This is a genomic window from Shewanella sp. Sh95 (assembly GCF_001308045.1).
GTDB classification, from domain to species: domain Bacteria; phylum Pseudomonadota; class Gammaproteobacteria; order Enterobacterales; family Shewanellaceae; genus Shewanella; species Shewanella xiamenensis.
This window is the reverse complement of record NZ_LGYY01000235.1, coordinates 63,660-81,794: the sequence shown is the minus strand read 5'-3', so window position 1 is coordinate 81,794 and position 18,135 is coordinate 63,660. Positions and strand designations below refer to the sequence as shown.

Annotated in this window: 16 protein-coding genes; 10 read left to right on the top strand and 6 right to left on the bottom strand. The window is 45.5% G+C overall.

The features are described 5' to 3' along the window. Position 1: 1 nt before the first annotated feature. From hflD to AEA42_RS17570, 3 genes are all read left to right on the top strand, one after another. A complete protein-coding gene (gene hflD / locus AEA42_RS17580) occupies positions 2-619 on the top strand; it encodes a high frequency lysogenization protein HflD (protein ID WP_055648405.1) in 618 nt (205 codons plus the stop codon). A gap of 29 nt (positions 620-648) precedes the next feature. Beyond that, complete coding sequence (gene purB / locus AEA42_RS17575) at positions 649-2,019, top strand: adenylosuccinate lyase (RefSeq protein WP_055648404.1); 1,371 nt, start codon at positions 649-651, stop codon at positions 2,017-2,019. A 120-nt stretch (positions 2,020-2,139) separates the two neighbouring features. Continuing rightward, positions 2,140-3,279, top strand: coding sequence for a cupin domain-containing protein (locus tag AEA42_RS17570; RefSeq protein WP_037426525.1), 1,140 nt, complete (start codon positions 2,140-2,142; stop codon positions 3,277-3,279). 121 nt (positions 3,280-3,400) lie between these two features. On the opposite strand, the gene AEA42_RS17565 is transcribed toward AEA42_RS17570, so the two are convergent. Next, positions 3,401-3,853, bottom strand: coding sequence for a DUF4826 family protein (locus AEA42_RS17565; protein ID WP_037419348.1), 453 nt, complete (start codon positions 3,851-3,853; stop codon positions 3,401-3,403). A gap of 280 nt (positions 3,854-4,133) precedes the next feature. Between AEA42_RS17565 and AEA42_RS17560 the strand changes: the two genes are divergently transcribed. Then, positions 4,134-5,168, top strand: a complete 1,035-nt coding sequence (locus tag AEA42_RS17560; RefSeq protein WP_037426528.1) for a Glu/Leu/Phe/Val dehydrogenase dimerization domain-containing protein — start codon at positions 4,134-4,136, stop codon at positions 5,166-5,168. Between the two features lie 195 nt (positions 5,169-5,363). Next, entirely contained in the window at positions 5,364-5,711 is a 348-nt protein-coding gene (locus AEA42_RS17555; RefSeq protein WP_037419354.1) for a hypothetical protein, read from the top strand. 25 nt (positions 5,712-5,736) lie between these two features. Here the strand turns inward: AEA42_RS17555 and AEA42_RS17550 are convergent, their stop codons facing one another. From AEA42_RS17550 to ppsA, 4 genes are all read right to left on the bottom strand, one after another. Then, positions 5,737-6,162, bottom strand: coding sequence for a MarR family transcriptional regulator (locus tag AEA42_RS17550; protein WP_037419357.1), 426 nt, complete (start codon positions 6,160-6,162; stop codon positions 5,737-5,739). Between the two features lie 138 nt (positions 6,163-6,300). Beyond that, positions 6,301-6,789, bottom strand: coding sequence for a DUF1285 domain-containing protein (locus tag AEA42_RS17545; RefSeq protein ID WP_037426531.1), 489 nt, complete (start codon positions 6,787-6,789; stop codon positions 6,301-6,303). An 87-nt stretch (positions 6,790-6,876) separates the two neighbouring features. Beyond that, positions 6,877-9,918: an FAD-binding and (Fe-S)-binding domain-containing protein gene (locus AEA42_RS17540; RefSeq protein WP_037426535.1), complete on the bottom strand. Its 3,042-nt coding sequence runs from the start codon at positions 9,916-9,918 to the stop codon at positions 6,877-6,879. A gap of 99 nt (positions 9,919-10,017) precedes the next feature. Further along, a complete protein-coding gene (gene ppsA, locus AEA42_RS17535; protein WP_037426541.1) occupies positions 10,018-12,387 on the bottom strand; it encodes a phosphoenolpyruvate synthase in 2,370 nt (789 codons plus the stop codon). A 124-nt stretch (positions 12,388-12,511) separates the two neighbouring features. Here ppsA and AEA42_RS17530 point away from each other — a divergent pair, with 124 nt between their 5' ends. The 4 genes from AEA42_RS17530 to AEA42_RS17515 all read left to right on the top strand — a co-directional run bounded on the left by AEA42_RS17530 (position 12,512) and on the right by AEA42_RS17515 (position 16,023). After that, positions 12,512-13,324: a pyruvate, water dikinase regulatory protein gene (locus AEA42_RS17530; RefSeq protein ID WP_011072591.1), complete on the top strand. Its 813-nt coding sequence runs from the start codon at positions 12,512-12,514 to the stop codon at positions 13,322-13,324. A 181-nt stretch (positions 13,325-13,505) separates the two neighbouring features. Next, positions 13,506-14,570 (top strand): 3-deoxy-7-phosphoheptulonate synthase, encoded by a 1,065-nt coding sequence (locus AEA42_RS17525; RefSeq protein WP_037426544.1) that lies wholly within the window; start codon positions 13,506-13,508, stop codon positions 14,568-14,570. A gap of 149 nt (positions 14,571-14,719) precedes the next feature. Beyond that, on the top strand, positions 14,720-15,151 hold the full coding sequence (locus AEA42_RS17520) for an acyl-CoA thioesterase (protein WP_037419524.1): 432 nt from the start codon (positions 14,720-14,722) through the stop codon (positions 15,149-15,151). Positions 15,152-15,360: 209 nt separating this feature from the next. Continuing rightward, on the top strand, positions 15,361-16,023 hold the full coding sequence (locus AEA42_RS17515) for a response regulator transcription factor (RefSeq protein ID WP_037419521.1): 663 nt from the start codon (positions 15,361-15,363) through the stop codon (positions 16,021-16,023). 87 nt (positions 16,024-16,110) lie between these two features. Here AEA42_RS17515 and cysB read toward each other — a convergent pair whose 3' ends face one another. Beyond that, positions 16,111-17,085, bottom strand: coding sequence for an HTH-type transcriptional regulator CysB (gene cysB, locus AEA42_RS17510; RefSeq protein WP_011622367.1), 975 nt, complete (start codon positions 17,083-17,085; stop codon positions 16,111-16,113). Between the two features lie 227 nt (positions 17,086-17,312). On the opposite strand from cysB, the gene zomB reads away from it, so the two are divergent. Then, positions 17,313-18,092 (top strand): flagellar motor control protein ZomB, encoded by a 780-nt coding sequence (zomB, locus tag AEA42_RS17505; protein ID WP_037419518.1) that lies wholly within the window; start codon positions 17,313-17,315, stop codon positions 18,090-18,092. Positions 18,093-18,135 lie beyond the last annotated feature (43 nt).

Below are 18,135 nucleotides of genomic sequence, written 5' to 3'. Positions count from 1 at the left end.
CGTGAACGAGCAGCTCCATAATCGCACGATGGCCTTTGCAGGAATACTGCAGGCCATTGCGCAAGTTCAGCATTTAGCCCGTCATGGTGAGAGTGACACTGATGAGCTGGCGACCAGTTTAAACACCATTTTAGTGACCAACCCTGAAAGCGTCGCCGATGTCTATCAAGACAAGGCCGCGCTGCACAAAGGTTATAAGTTGGTGTTAAACCAACTGGGCGACAGCAGTCAAAAAGATGTGGAAATCACCCGCTATCTGGTCGGTATTTTGGCGCTTGAACGTAAATTAACCCGTTCTAACAGCGGCTTAGCCATGCTTGCCGAACGTATTAATCAAGTGAATCGCCAGCTACATCATTTTGCGATCACCGACGAGCAAGTCATTGCCAATCTGGCCAGTATTTATAGCGACATTATCAGTAATCTTGGACCTAAGATTCAGATCTCAGGTAATCCGCTGTGCCTGCAACGTCCAATAGTACAACACAAAATTCGCGCCCTGCTGCTCGCAGCCATGCGCAGCGCAGTGTTATGGCGACAACTGGGCGGTAAACGTCGACACTTAGTCTTCGCCCGTAAAGCCATCATAGACACAGCCAAGAAAAGTCTTACCCTATAATAAAATAAGTTTTCATCAAGGAGCTTCACATGGATCTTTCCGCACTAACTGCTATCTCTCCGGTAGACGGCCGTTACGGTAGTAAAACAGCGTCATTGCGAGGGATTTTCAGCGAGTTCGGTCTTACTAAGTACCGTGTTCAAGTTGAAATCAACTGGTTAAAATTACTCGCCGATTGCCCAGAAATCACCGAAGTGCCGCCACTGAGCGAGTCTGCTATCGCGGTGTTAGATGCAATTAAAGACAATTTCAGCGAGCAAGATGCGCTACGCGTGAAAGCCATTGAAAGCACCACCAACCACGACGTAAAAGCGGTTGAATACTTCATCAAAGAAAAAATCGCAGACAACGCCGAACTCGCCGCTGTGGGTGAATTTGTTCACTTCGCCTGTACCTCTGAAGACATCAACAACCTAAGCCACGGCTTAATGTTGACCGAAGCCCGTGAGCAAGTGGTTCTGCCATACTGCAATGAACTGCTCAGCGCCATCAAAAAACTGGCCGTTGAATACCGCTCAGTGCCATTGATGTCACGCACCCACGGTCAACCCGCTTCGCCTTCAACTTTAGGTAAAGAAATGGCCAACGTTGCGGTACGTTTAGAGCGCCAAATCAAGCAAATCGCAGCTGTTGAAGTCATGGGTAAAATTAACGGCGCCGTAGGTAACTACAACGCTCACTTATCTGCTTACCCAGAAGTGAACTGGCATGCATTGTCAGAGCGTTTTGTTACCAGCTTAGGCCTGCACTGGAACGCTTACACCACACAAATCGAGCCACACGATTACATCGCCGAACTGTTTGATGCTATCGCGCGTTTCAACACTATCTTGATTGACTTCGACCGTGACGTTTGGGGTTACATTGCCCTTGGTCACTTCAAGCAACGTACCGTTGCGGGTGAAATTGGTTCATCAACCATGCCACACAAAGTCAACCCAATCGACTTTGAAAACTCTGAAGGTAACCTTGGAATTGCTAACGCACTGATGCAACATTTAGCGTCTAAGCTGCCAGTATCAAGATGGCAACGTGACCTGACCGACTCAACCGTACTGCGTAACTTGGGCGTGGGTATTGCCCACTCGCTGATCGCCTACCAAGCCACCTTAAAAGGCATCAGCAAGTTACAAGTGAACGAAGAGCATTTACGTGCCGAACTCGACCAAAACTGGGAAGTCCTAGCCGAGCCAGTACAAACCGTTATGCGTCGCTATGGTATTGAAAAGCCTTACGAGAAGTTAAAAGAACTGACTCGAGGCAAGCGTATCGATGCCCAGCAATTAGCAGCATTCATCGACGGTTTAGCCCTGCCTGAAGAAGTGAAAGCAGAGCTGAAGAAGATGACGCCAGCCAACTACATTGGCCGTGCAGAAGCATTCGTTGACGAACTTAACTAAAGTTCAGTTTACGGCTAACGCTTCGTTTAACGCTAAGCTGACATGCTTAGCTTATTATCTAGCCTAAATAAGGATTGAGGCGGTTACATTGTTAAGGATGTAGTCGCCTTTTTTGACACTATGTATAAACTCAATCTCGATATTGCTCAGTTCCTCAAGGATTACTGGCAACAAAAACCTGTGGTCATCAAAGGCGCTTTTCCTCACTTTGAAGATCCAATCAGTGCCGATGAGCTGGCCGGCCTAGCCTGCGAAGAAGAAATCACTTCGCGCATCGTCGTTACCCAAAAAGATAACTGGGAAGTGATCCAAGGCCCCTTTGAGGATTACGACAATTACGGTGAAACCCACTGGCAATTATTGGTGCAAGCGGTTAACCATTGGTATCCCGACTCACAACCCCTCGTTGAGGCCTTTCGTTTTCTCCCCGATTGGCGATTCGATGATTTGATGGTGTCATTTGCCACTCCAAGTGGCGGTGTCGGTCCCCATATCGACAACTACGATGTGTTTATTATTCAAGGCGAAGGTCAGCGCCGCTGGACCGTAGGTGACAACACCCCACAACAACGTCGTGGCGGTAATCCTAATTCACCTCTGGTTGAAGACTTTGACCCCATCATTGATATGGTGTTAGAGAAAGGCGATATGCTTTATATTCCGCCAGGATTCCCACACTGCGGTGAAACCTTAACCTTAGCCTTGAGCTATTCAATTGGTTATCGCGCACCCAGTCAGCAAGAATTAGTCAGCGAAGTGGCCGACTATTTACTCGACAAAAATTTGGGGCAACAGCGTTTTACCTCCGCATCCGAGCCAGCAAATCCGGGCATTATTAGCCAAGATCATCAACTCGGCATTATGTCGCTGTTAAGCCAGCTTGCCCAAGATCCTGCGAGTTATCAGGTTGTGCTAGGTAAACTGCTAAGCCAAAACCGATTCGAATTAGATATTTGTGAAGGCGAAGAAGCCTATAGCATCGACGATCTGCAAGATGCCTTTGAACAAGGCGCTGGTGTAAATCGCATTGGCGGTTTAAAAGTACTACGTTTAGAGAATGATGCTCACTCGCGCTTATTCATTAATGGCGAAATCTATGATCTGCCCAATACACCCGAAGCGGTGCTTGTACAGTTAAGCGATCATGTCAGCTTTGATAGCGAGATGGCTTTGGCGTTATGCGAACATGATGAAGTACAACAGCTGTTGCTGGAACTGATTAATCAAGGTTTATACTATTTAAGTGATGAAGAAGCATAATCCTTTAATATGGAATGAAACCGTCGGTATGCTCAACGTAGAACACAACGCTTGAGACAGACTGAAACAACAAAGGCACTCAATCGAGTGCCTTTGGTTTTATGACTTAACACAAGGAAATCTAGCTATTCCACAGTTTTTCATCATTGTGCATACGATATAAACTCTCTGCACGGGATACTAATAACTGGGCAAATTTTGCCTGGGTTGCATCGCGTCTGGTTGCGCCTGAACGGATCAAATTTTCAGCCTGCATTTGCCACATCATCGAGAAATGACGAACCGCATCACGCGCCGTTTTAGCCACTTTGACATCCACAAAATCCGATGGTAAATCGCCTGACATCACCCAATAGGTTTTGGTCGTAGGACGTTTGGATTCCATCTTCCAAATCGCTAAATAAGGTGCAAGATAACGGCTCTCATCGGCTAAAACCTTGCTGGGGATGACCCCTTTTTCCGCTAAAAAACGGTTCGCCTTTTGGAATTGTGTTCTGACCCACTCTTGGCGCAATTTCTCCATTTCTTCAGGAGAGATTGTTGGTTGAGCTTGATCGACAGCTTGTTCAGTCATACTTCCGTCCTATCTTATTGTTATAGCGCGGCTCTCATTCTTGGGACAGCACGCGAATCATACTAATGTCTGAAAATATCATCAGTTAAAATTGGTTTCGCATCTCTAAGCTTACGTTTACGTAAAGTGGAAAGCTAGATTGCCACAAATAATCTATTTATTCGGTCATTATGCATGGTTGAGAGTATCGCTAAATGCTATGGTTCTGCAATAAATATAACGAGCTGTCGATGGGAAGTCGTTCCATCGACGTTTTATTGTGTATAGCGGAGAACTTCACGTGGCTGTATTTAATCATGTATCCTTTGATGAACATGAACAGGTCGTATTCTGTCATGATAAAGAAAGTGGCTTAAAAGCCATTGTTGCCATCCATAACACCAACTTAGGTCCAGCTGTGGGTGGATGCCGGATGTGGAATTATCAATCCGATGATGAAGCCCTGACAGACGTATTACGCCTCTCCCGTGGTATGACTTACAAAAATGCCCTCGCCGGTTTAACCATGGGCGGTGGTAAGTCAGTGATTATTGCCGATCCTAAGCGTCCTGATCGCGAAGCCCTTTTCCGTGCCTTTGGCCGTTTTATCAATAGCCTCGGTGGACGTTACTATTCTGCTGAAGACGTGGGCACCACGACCGCTGATATCATGATTGCCCATCAAGAAACACCTTACATGGCAGGGCTTGAAGGCAAGAGTGGCGATCCATCACCATTTACAGCACTAGGCACCTATTTAGGGATCAAGGCTGCAGTTAAACATAAACTCGATTTAGACAGCTTAAAAGGCCTTAAGATCGCCGTTCAAGGTGTGGGCCATGTAGGTTACTACCTGTGTAAACATTTGCATGAAGAAGGTGCACAGCTGATTGTTACCGATATTCACCAAGCATCACTGGATAAAGTAGCTACCGACTTTGGCGCCATCGTTGTTGCTCCACAGGATATCTATGCCCAAGACGTGGATGTCTATGCGCCATGTGCACTAGGTGCAACTCTAAACGATGTTACCCTACCACAACTCAAAGCTAAGATTGTTGCGGGTTGCGCCAACAACCAATTAGCCGAAGTCCGCCATGGCGAGCAGTTAAAAGAAATGGGCATTCTGTATGCGCCAGATTATGTGATTAACGCTGGCGGCATTATCAACGTGTCATTTGAAAAAGATTATGACGCAGCAAAATCAGAAGCTAAGGTCAGAGAAATCTACAACACGCTGCTGAAGATTTTTGCTAAGGCCGATGCTGAAAACCGCACGACAGGTGCAGTAGCTGACGAAATGGCCCGTGCCATTTACCAAGCGGCCAAAGCTTAATCATGCAGTAGGCGGACAACGAGTCGTTGTCCGCCTCAACCACTTCCCTCGCTCCACTTATCCATCTAAAAAATAAATTCCTCTCAATACCAATCAGATACCAAAACGCCACGTAAAATTCACTTTTCTGTAGTGGAAAACCCTATATGTCTCTGCTTGAATTAACTACTCGTCAGTCACGGAGAAGGTGCCACTATGGTCAGTTTCAAATATGAGCTGGGGAAAGATTCACTTGAATTACAAGCAAGTGATTGGTCGGGTTTGGAGAGAGTCTATATCAATGGCCAAATGGTTTCGCGCAAACTTAATTTTAGCCATCAAAGTGAACATTTGATCAAATTGAAAGATGGTGGGCAATGCCTATGTAAGTTATTTATTGACCCCTTCACAAATGAGTTAACTTGCCGTATTTATAAGCGTAATCAGCTAATCACTAGTCTGAAACAGGGAAAAAATAGCTTAATGCAGCGGCAACGGTTACTGCAGCAAGGGTTATTACTGGGGTCAAGTTTAGTGTTACTTTTTATGCTACTCCCACTGTAAATAACCGAAAGAAGCACAATAAAACTTACGGATTAGATGACAGTTTATTTATTTTATTCAAAAGCTTAATAAAATAACTTCGTTCATCTTCAGTAAGATTAGCAAGAAACTTTTCATTGACGCGCTCGGCCTCACGGATCAAATCCTGCTCCAGCGCCTTGGCCTCATCGGTGAGAAAAATCTGGAAAGCTCGGCGATTATCGAGTTCTTGATGGCGGGTGATGAGGCCTTGCACCTGCAACTGATCGAGCAAACGGGTCATAGTATAGTTCGCTACATCACAACGTTTGGACAACTCGGTCTGAGTAATCCCCTCCTCCTGCCAAAGCGCGAATAATACTGGCCACAACTTAATGTCGAGCTGATAGCGTTTCAACTGCAAATCGAGTTCATTTTGCAGCTCAATATTTAAGTGCGAAACAAGATAGCCTAAGCTTTCATAACGGTTCAAACAGCACCTCCGAAAACAACATTTAGACCAATCGACACAAACCTAAACCCGAGTAGGATTGGCTAAGGTTAGTTTTAATACTATCACTTAACCCATAATAAACTAGTCAGCCTCCCCAAGTTATTACAATCAAAATCTTTAAGCACTGAGGCCACCTTCATCGGTTAAATTGAATTCATTCACAAAATTGTAGTAGCAGGCACGGCTCAATTTTCCCCATAGACCACGTTCTAACGGCAGATAAATCCCAAAGTCGGTCAGCATTAATCGATTGAAGTCGGCAATATGGTGCTCAGTCCCAATACTGCTTTTGAGCGTCAAACTTGGCGCAGTGTCATTCTTCACATAATCGACAATTACCAGTGGCGCATCATCCACCTCGACTCGCACCTTCTCGACTGGCGTGATCAGAAAATGTTCGCCATCGATGCCATGTAAAATACTGGCAAATAACTTGGCAAACTTGGTCGGCAATGGGCTGTCCTGATATATCCAGTCACCGGAGAGTTGGATACGAAATAACGCGACTTCACTACACAGCGCCGTTGGCTGTGTGACAACATCCGGCGCTGGCTTGCTGGTGAATGCCTGTAGCGTGTCGATAACATTGTCCGTGTGTTTTTCCATAGCGTCCCCTCAATAAAAAAACCAGCCTGACGACTGGTTTAGTGTGGCATTGCCTTAGGGATTATCCAATCCCTAATACAAATTGCATTACGCCTTAACGAGCTCCAATAAAGCCTCTAATGGATGTTTGGGCTTATAACCGGCGAAACGTTTCACTTGGCTGCGACAGGAGTAGCCAGAGACTAGCACCTGCGACGCGTCTATCTTGCTTAAAGTGTCTTTCCACGACATATCAAACAAGGTCTTAGAACGTTCAAGATTCTCAGCCTCATGGCCGTAGGTACCCGCCATGCCGCAACAGCCCAGATTCACCGCCGTTAATTTAGCGCCAAAGTGAGTGAAAATTTTGCTCCACTCATTGGCGGTATTAGGCTTAGCCGTAGACTCAGTACAATGGCTAAACCAAGTAAATTGTTTATCTTGCATGGCCTTAGTAGGAATATCCTGCAGTATGCCAAGCAACCATTCATTAGCCAGTTTAACCTCAAATGCGCCGCGGTTAGCCCCTAAAATTTCTTTATATTCATCGCGATAACAAAGCACTAAGGCGGGATCGATCCCAACCATCGGCATGCCTAACTTATGCACTTGATTTAAGAAATCCGCACTCGACTGCGCCGTTTTGGCAAATTTATCCAAGAAGCCCTTGATATGGGTCGGTTTACCGTTGGGCTTAAATGGCAGTAGAACGGGTTTTAATCCTAAGGTTTCAATCAATTGGATAAAGCGATACACCAAGCCCGCATCGTAGAAACTGTTGAAGGGATCTTGTACAACTAATACAAATTTTGCCCTCTCATCGGCGGGGATGGCCTGCAATGCCGCCAGATCATAGCCGCGGCTCGCATGGCCATCGAGTCGTTGTTTTAAGGTTGGCACCGACAGCGCTGGCGCATCCACATAGCCAATAGCCTTTTTGATGACCCATTGACTGAGTGGGTTTTGCGAGGCGAAATTGGTCAGCCTTGGCGCAGCAGCCATCAGAGGTAAGCTGTCTTCTATGCCCGCAACCAGGTAATCCTTGGCGGGACGCAGATAACGTTGATAGTAAATATTAAAGAATTGCGCCCTAAACTTAGGTACATCCACTTTAACCGGGCACTGGCTCGAGCAAGCCTTACACGCAAGACAGCCCTTCAGCGATTCCATCACTTCGTGGGAATAATCGTAATCGCGCTTCGCATTGATGGTATTTTGCATACGCTGCAAAATACCTAAGGGTTTAGCTTTCGCCAGCGCGTTCACATCGACCCCTTCCGACTCAAGCAAACGCAGCCACTCACGCATTAAGCCCGCGCGACCTTTAGGCGACTGAACTCTGTCCCCCGTCACTTTAAATGACGGACACATAGGTGAGAAACTGCTGTAGTTAAAGCACAGGCCATTACCGTTACAGTTCATCACATCGGGATAGGCATCGCGTACTTCAACGGGAATTTGTCTGTCAAACTTGCCGCGCTTGGTACTATCCACATCAAATGCCAAGCTGCCGACTTGCTTGGGCGCCACTAACTTGCCGGGATTAAGCCTGTTATCAGGGTCAAATAGACCTTTAATATCTTGCAGCACGCCATAAAGTTCATCGCCAAATACCGATGGGCCGTATTCGCCACGCACGCCCTTACCATGCTCGCCCCACATCAGGCCGCCGTATTTGAGCGTCAGTGCTGCAACTTGATCAGAAATCACCCTTAGCAGTTTTTCATCTTCGACATCGCACATATCGAGTGCTGGGCGCACGTGTAATACGCCTGCATCCACATGGCCAAACATACCGTATTGCAAATTGTGACTATCGAGTAGCGCACGAAACTCCATAATATAATCGGCAAGTTTTTCAGGTGGCACAGCAGTATCTTCGGCAAATGCAATGGGTTTGCGACGTCCCTTGGTAGCACCGAGCAATCCAACGGCCTTTTTACGCATGCCATAGATTTTCTCAATGCTGGCCTTATCTTGAGTGACTTGATAACCCACGACACCACATTCACCGCGACCAATTTGCTCGGTCAATACAGCCTCAAGACTCGCGAGTTTTTGCTCAACTTCTGCCGTATCACCAGCAAACTCGACCATATTCAGGCCATCGATGACTTTACCCGGCACTTCTTGAATAAGGTCGGAAACCGAATGCCAAACAATGTCCTCGCGGGCAAGATTAAGCACTTTAGAGTCCACGGTTTCGACAACCGTAGCCCGCGCAGCCACTAAGGAAGGTGCATGACGCAGCGCAGACTGGAAGGAATCGTACTTAATATTCACCATCGCCCGCTCACTCGGCAGTGGTGTAATGTTGAGTTTCGCTTCGGTGATAACCGCCAGCGTGCCTTCAGAGCCTGTTAAAATGCGTGAAAGGTCGAACTGAGTTAAGCCTTCATTCCAGACATTCTTTAAGTCATATCCAGTTAAAAATCGATTGAGTTTAGGGAATTGTTGCTCAATGAGCGCGCGCTTCTCACGGCATACCTTTGCAATAGCCGAAATCAGTTTTTGTCCAAGCGGATTTTCACTCACGTTATCGGGATTACATAACAGACCCGCATCGAGGGGACGAGTATCTAACACACTGCCATCTATCAATACACTGCGCAGTGCCAGTACATGGTCGGAAGTTTTACCATACACCAAAGAGCCTGCGCCCGAGGCGTCGGTGTTGATCATACCGCCAATAGTGGCGCGGTTTGAAGTTGAGAGATCGGGACTAAAGAAGAATCCATGGGGACGCAGCGCATCATTTAGCGCATCTTTAATGACCCCTGCTTCAACCCTAACCCAGCCCTGCTCAGGATTCACTTCCAACACACGATTCATATAACGAGACACATCGAGGATCAAACCGTGGGTCAGCGACTGCCCATTAGTGCCTGTTCCGCCACCTCTGGCACTAAAAGTCACACCCACAAACTCTGCTTTCGTAGCAAGTTTAAGCGCTATCTCGATATCCTTTTGATGTTTAGGATAAAGCACCGCTTGGGGCAAAAATTGATAGACGGAGTTATCCGTGGCTTGCACTAAGCGCGCGCTGTAGCGCTTATCAATATCACCTTCATAGGCACTTTGTTCTAAAGCATCAAGATAGGCCAGATAAACAGGTTCTAAGGTTTGTTGATGTGATAACAGAGGTAACATGGGCGGCTTCAGTCAATTATTGTTATGCGGCCCATTATAAACAAAAAAAAGCCGCTAAAAAGCGGCTTTTTTAACACCTTGATAAAATTACGGCCTAGATCAAGCGTGCGCTTCGGCTAAATATAACCAAGTATCAATTACGGTATCAGGGTTTAACGATACGGTATCGATGCCTTGTTCAACTAACCAAGCCGCGAAATCGGCGTGATCTGAAGGTCCTTGACCACAAATACCGATATAAGCACCCTTGGCCTTAGCCGCTTTAATGGCCATAGACAGCAGGATTTTCACCGCTTCGTTACGCTCATCAAACAAGTGGCTGATGATGCCTGAGTCACGGTCAAGACCGAGTGTTAACTGTGTTAAGTCATTTGAGCCGATAGAGAAACCATCGAAGTGCTCAAGGAATTGATCGGCTAACAGCGCGTTTGACGGTACTTCACACATCATGATGACGCGCAGACCATCTTTACCACGCTCTAAGCCCTGCTCTTTCAGCAGTTCAATCACTTGCTCGGCTTCTTTCACGGTACGAACGAATGGGATCATCACTTCAACGTTTTTCAGCCCCATTTCGTTACGCACACGCTTAATCGCTTCACATTCTAACGCGAAACAATCGCGGAATGATTCAGAGATGTAACGGCTTGCACCACGGAAGCCGAGCATTGGGTTTTCTTCTTCTGGCTCATAACGGTCACCACCGACTAAGTTTGCGTATTCGTTAGACTTGAAGTCTGACATACGTACGATCACTTTCTTCGGATAGAAAGCTGAACCAATTGAGGCGATACCTTCGACTAAGCGGGCAATGTAGAACTCAACTGGAGAGTCGTAACCTGCGATCATCTCGTTGATTTCTTCCTGCAAGGCAGCGTCCTGTTGGTTGAATTCAAGCAACGCTTTCGGGTGAATACCGATCATGCGGTTGATGATGAACTCTAAACGCGCTAGACCCACACCTTCGTTTGGTAAACGAGCAAAGTCGAAGGCGCGATCTGGGTTACCCACGTTCATCATGATTTTCATCGGTAACGCAGGCAATGCGTCAACGCGGTTAGACACTACTTCGAACTCTTGCTTACCTTCGTAGATGTAACCAGTGTCACCTTCGGCGCAAGAAACAGTCACTAACTGACCATTTTTGATACGGTCGGTCACGTCGCCACAACCAACTACCGCTGGTACACCTAATTCACGGGCAATAATCGCCGCGTGACAGGTACGACCGCCACGGTTAGTCACGATGGCGCTGGCGCGCTTCATGATAGGTTCCCAATCTGGGTCAGTCATGTCGGTCACTAACACATCACCTGGTTGGATTTGATCCATATCCGCGATAGAGGTTAGTACCTTAGCCACACCTGAACCCACTTTATGACCGATAGCACGACCTTCAGAGATCACTGCGCCACGGCTCTTTAAGTGGTAACGTTCAATTAATTGTACGTCTTCACGGCTACGAACCGTTTCTGGACGCGCTTGAACGATATAGAGTTTGCCATCGTTACCGTCTTTCGCCCACTCGATGTCCATTGGACGACCGTAGTGTTTTTCGATAACCATTGCTTGTTTAGCCAGTTCCATCACTTCGGCGTCGTTGATGGAGAATTGACGACGTTTTTCAGCAGCAACGTCTTCAATTTTCACTTGTTTGCCGTGAGCAGCATCATCGGAATACACCATCTGGATGAGCTTACTACCGATATTACGGCGAACAACGGCTTTATGACCTTGAGAAAGGATAGGTTTGTGGACATAGAATTCGTCAGGGTTTACCGCACCTTGAACAACCATTTCACCCAGACCGAAAGATGAAGTGATAAACACCACATCGTTGTTGCCTGATTCAGTGTCCATGGTGAACATAACACCTGATGCCGCTTTGTCTGAACGAACCATGCGTTGTACGCCGGCAGACAGGGCAACACCGTGGTGCTCATAACCTTGGTGAACACGGTATGAAATTGCACGGTCGTTAAAGAGTGACGCAAACACGTGCTTAATCGCCACGAGTACAGAGTCAAATCCTTTCACGTTTAAGAAGGTTTCTTGCTGACCAGCAAAAGAAGCATCTGGCATATCTTCTGCGGTAGCAGAAGAACGTACTGCAAATGATGCATCGCTAGTTTCAGCGGCAAGTTTATCGTAAGCTTCACGAATGGCTTGCTCTAAAGCTGGTTGGAATGGGGTGTCAATCACCCATTGTCTGATCTGTGCACCTACTTTTGCCAGTGCATTGACATCATCTACATCCAGTGTGGCTAGAATGTCATAAATCTTCTGGTTTACTCCACTTTGTTCAAGGAACTCATTGAACGCATAAGAAGTAGTCGCAAATCCGCCAGGTACTTGAACACCGGCATTAGCTAGATTGCTGATCATCTCGCCAAGAGAAGCATTTTTACCGCCAACCAAGTTGACGTCACCCATGCCTAATTCCTGATACCAGAGTACGTATTGCTGCACAGTTCTATCTCCGCAAGTTTATTTCAGTGGCCCCTTCACACGAGGGCAGCGGCATTTTACACTCCCGCTGAAGAAGCGTAAATCTATAATTTTATTTGTAATTTTATTACTACAAGAGGTCAGTATGGCACCAAAGGTATTTTACATCTCCGACGGCACAGCGATCACAGCAGAGGTTTTTGGGCATGCAGTTCTCTCGCAATTTCCATTAGAATTTGAGTCACTTACAATTCCATTTGTTGAAACATTGGCAAAAGCTGAAAACGTTAAACGACAAATTAATGATTGTTTTATTACAACAGGCGAACGCCCCTTAGTGTTCCATTCAATCGTTAAACCGGAAATTCGGGACATCATTTATTCGAGTGAAGGTCTCGATTACGATTTTTTAAATACCTTCGTCGCTCCACTTGAACAACATTTAGGCGTAAGTGCATCGCCTGTATTACACCGCACCCACGGTAAAGCCAATCAGGGTTATGAAGCCCGTATCGATGCCATCAATTTTGCGATGGATAATGATGATGGCCAAACCATGAAGCATATGGATCAGGCCGATTTGATCCTGCTGGGCGTGTCTCGCTGCGGTAAAACCCCGTCCAGCCTTTATTTATCGATGCAGTTTGGTATAAAAGCGGCTAACTACCCGTTCACCGAAGACGATATGGATAACCTTAAACTGCCCGAAGCCTTAAAACGCAATAAGAAAAAATTGTTTGGGTTGACCATCGATCCGGTACGCTTACATGAAATCCGCCAAAGTCGGATGGAAAACAGTCGCTACTCTTCCTTAAAGCAGTGTCGTTTAGAGGTAAAAGAAGTCGAGATGATGTTCAAACGTGAACGTATTCCCTATATCGATACCACCAACCACTCGGTCGAAGAAATCGCCACTAAGATTTTGGATGTCACCGGCTTAGAACGTCATATGTTCTAATCTTGATGATTTCGAACGAGACAATCGAGTCCCTCGATTTAGGCTAAATAGGTCTAACTTAAATCAAATTCATTGCACAGTTGCCGACAATTAACACAATTGGCACTGTGCAATGCTGTTCGATTCGTTATAATCCGAGGCAATCTGGCGAAAAGCGCCGCACGCAAGCTCGGTATTTTGAATGACCATTAAAACAGACGAATTACGCACTTCCTTATTAGCTAAAGTCATCTCACCTGCACAACTGGCATCTGAGTACCCGTTAACCCAAGATGCAGCCGATTACCTCGTTCAGCAACGTCGTGAAGTTGAAGCCATTATTATGGGCGAAGATCATCGTCTACTGGTGATCATTGGCCCTTGCTCTATCCATGATACGCAAGCTGCCCTCGACTACGCCCGCCGTTTAGCTGTGCTGCATCAAGAGTTAAAGGACGATCTCTGTATTTTAATGCGGGTGTACTTTGAAAAGCCGCGCACCATTGTTGGCTGGAAAGGGTTAATTTCCGATCCTGACTTAGATGGCAGCTTTGAACCCAATAAAGGATTGCGTATTGCCCGTCAGCTACTACAGCAAATCACTGAGCTGAAATTGCCGATTGCCACCGAGTTTTTAGATATGGTGAACGGTCAATATATTGCTGATTTAATCACCTGGGGCGCTATCGGCGCTCGCACCACTGAAAGCCAAGTCCACCGCGAAATGGCCTCGGCACTCTCCTGCCCTGTGGGTTTTAAAAATGGAACCGATGGCAATATCAATATCGCCGTTGATGCCGTTCGTGCCGCCAAAGTGCCACATATTTTCTATTCACCAGATAAAGATGGCGCTATGTCAGTATATCGTACCCATGGTAATCCTTATGGGCACATTATTTTACGCGGTGGTAAAAAACCTAATTACTTTGAGCAGGATATTGAACAAGCAAGATTAAAACTTGAGTCTGTCAATGTAACGCCGCGTGTGGTGGTTGATTTTAGCCACGGTAACAGTGAAAAAAATCACCTAAAACAACTGGTCGTTGCTGAAAATATCATGGCGCAAATGCGCGCGGGTAGTACGGCCATTGCCGGCATCATGGCAGAAAGTTTCTTACAGGAAGGCAATCAAAAAGTGGTTGAGGGTCAACCTTTATGCTACGGCCAAAGCATTACCGATGCCTGCTTACATTGGGATGACTCAGAAAAATTACTGCGAGATCTGGCTAAAGCCTCACGCGATAGGCGTGAACTTCTCGGTAAATAAGTCAATGACCAAACGCTAAAGGCTTCCACTGGAAGCCTTTTTACTTTTCGTTTTGTCTTAAAACCTAACGATATAGTCGTTTTATATCATTCAAATTGAAAACTCACTATAATCGCGCCTCTTGAAAATGCATAACCTCAGGTTGCCGTATGCCACATTCACTCGACTCTACTCGCCCTGCTTTTTCCGATGCCATCGAACAACGAATCAATCAATCCGAAGCGCGGGTAATCAAAGCCGTATTTCCTTCTATCACCAATCACCACAATACCTTATTTGGTGGTGAAGCCCTAGCATGGATGGATGAAACCGCTTTTATTGCTGCGACTCGTTTCTGCCGTAAAGCCTTAGTTACAGTCAGCTCTGATCGAATCGACTTTAAAAAACCTATTCCAGCGGGTACCTTAGCAGAGCTTATCGCCCGCGTGATCCATGTAGGTAATACCTCGTTAAAGGTCGAAGTCAATATTTTTGTCGAAGACATGTACCAAGATCACCGTGAGCATGCGATCCGTGGCGTATTCACCTTTGTTGCGGTAGACGAACAACGCCATCCGACCCAAGTGTGGACGGCTGAATAAGATTTATACTACGTAATAACGTACTCTAGCCCTTTAACAGCAAGGTTTTAGGGCTAATTTATTCATTCATTTAAGCGAGACAAAAGTATAACAACCAGAAACATATAAAAATTTTGTCCTTCTTGCTGCATAAACCAATAGGATCCTCGATTACTTTTCTGTTACATTGGGTTTAATCTTCACGCGCCACGAACATAATCAAAAAAGCCATGAAGCTAGAAAACTTAAATATAATTATTGCCGACGACCATCCATTGTTTCGAAATGCACTACGTCAAGCACTCAGTAGCGCCTTTGAGCGCACCCAGTGGTTTGAGGCTGACAGTGCCGATGCGTTGCAGTCTGTGTTAGATTCACAAAGTGTCAGCTACGATTTGGTTTTACTGGATTTGCAGATGCCAGGTTCCCACGGCTATTCGACGCTTATCCATCTGCGCTCTCACTACCCTGAGCTGCCTGTTATCGTGATTTCGGCCCACGAGGATATCAATACCATTAGCCGTGCTATTCACTACGGTGGTAGCGGTTTTATCCCTAAATCGGCGTCGATGGAAACCTTGAAAGAAGCCCTAACCGCTGTTTTATGTGGGGATTTATGGCTACCTAAAGGTGCTGATATTATACCTATCGAAGATGACAGCACTGATAAAATGGCCAGTAAGCTCTCAGATCTCACGCCGCAGCAATATAAAGTACTGCAAATGTTTGCTGAGGGCTTGCTCAATAAACAAATTGCCTATGACTTAGGTGTTTCTGAAGCAACCATAAAAGCTCACGCCACTGCCATTTTCAGAAAACTAGGCGTTCGTAATCGCACTCAAGCGGTTATTGCTTTAAGTCAGCTTGAAATGGATAAAGTCGATTTGTCATAGTCGTACGTGTCATTTCAATTCTCAACACAATAAAAATGCCGCAATTGATGCGGCATTTTTATTAATTTCACCAATAGCGTAGCTTATTCAACGCATAGGCAGATTTTTATCTGCAAACATCTCATCAATTAATTGCTGATCACGCAATGCGACGGCCTTCTCAACCACATCACGAGTTAAATGTGGCGCAAAGTGTTGAATAAAATCATACATATAACTTCGTAAGAAACTACCCTTCCTGAAACCAATTTTAGTGGTGCTATGGGCAAATAAATGGCCAGCATCGATGGCAACTAAATCTTTATCAATATTTGGATCAATCGCCATAGAGGCAATCACTCCTACACCTAAACCTAAGCGCACATAGGTTTTCAGCACATCAGCGCTGGTAGCACTAAAGACAACCCGCGGCTCAAGGTTTGCACGATTAAACGCTTTCTCAATTTCCGATGCCCGATCAAATCCAAACACATAAGTCACTAATGGAAAACGGGCTAAATCTTCAATACTAATATGAGTTCGTGTCGCCAAGGGATGATCTTTTGGCACAACGACGGAGCGATTCCAGTGATAACAAGGCAACATAATCAAATCGGAATACAAATGCATCGCTTCGGTCGCAATCGCAAAATCAGCATCACCTCGGGCAGCCTGCTCACTGATCTGCGATGGCGTCCCCTGATGCATATGTAGGTTAACTTTGGGATAACGGTCGATAAACTGGCGAATGATATGGGGTAAAGCATAGCGAGCTTGGGTATCCGTTGTCGCAATATTCAATTCACCTTGATCCGGTTTTGTATATTCCTCAGATACTTTTTTAATACTTTCAACTTTACCTAAGATGTCATTGGCGATATTAATCACCTGCTGTCCCGCTGGCGTCACATGGGTCAAATGTTTACCACTGCGACCAAATATTTGAATACCTAATTCATCTTCCAACATCCGAACTTGCTTACTGATCCCAGGCTGTGATGTGTATAAATTTTCAGCTGTGGCCGATACGTTAAGGTTATGCTTTACGACCTCAGCAATATACCTGAGCTGTTGCAGTTTCATCTTATGTCCTTGTCTCAAACAGGCTGAAATGGATTGGTTAAAATAGCACCACTCAGTATCAGCTATAATCAATCGTTATAGTATATAGTAAAAATTAAAGCAAATAGGAATATAGAGCACAAGTCTTATGTTTCAAACGACAGAAATGATAACCTAGGCTAAGATAACTATGCTAGTTTATTGATTTATTGTAGCATTAGCTCAATTGGATAAATAATGGAACAGCTATGACATTCACCTTGGTTCTGATCCTCATCGGTGCACTATTACTGCTTGTTATCGGAATTAACGTAATACAACAACAAAAAGAACGTGCAGAGGCTGAACGTAGGATTGAATTTGCCCGCCAACGTGCGATTCTTGATGAAACAGAAACCGTATTATCCAATACAGGGATGATACCTTGTAGTACACATATAATGTTAGTGCTCTATCGCCGTGTTCAAGATGCTTTGGAAATGGCAACATCACTGAGTACAAGCCAACAACAAGCAGATTTTCAACGTCGACTTGCCGATATCAAAAATCAAATTGATTCATTACAAGCTAACCCACCTCAAGTCCCGCCGATTGAGAATTTTAGATTGCCTGATAACGACAAACAAACGTTAGTGTTGGTACAAACGTTAAAAAAGTTAAAAGCCATTTTGCGTGCAGAGCATAACAAGGGGAGAGTCGACCCAGCGGTGTTTGGTCAGGAAGAAAATCGTATTGATAGTTTACAGCTCAGAATTAACGTTGACTCTATGTTGTCACGTGCTCGCGCCGCAAGTTTTATGAAGCAATACGGATCTTCAAAGCAAATGGTGACTAAAGCATTAGCCACTTTGCATGCGATTAAAGCGCAGACGCCAAACGACCCCTTCATCGCCCGTAAAGTCGATGAAGCCAAAATGCTATTAGATGAAATTATGGGCGCACAAAAACTCACTGCACCCAGTGCACCTAAACCCAAGAATGAAGAAGACGATATCGATATGCTGTTTCAACCGAAAAAGAAATGGTGATCAATCTTTAAAACACAAAAGCCAAGTCAGTGACTTGGCTTTT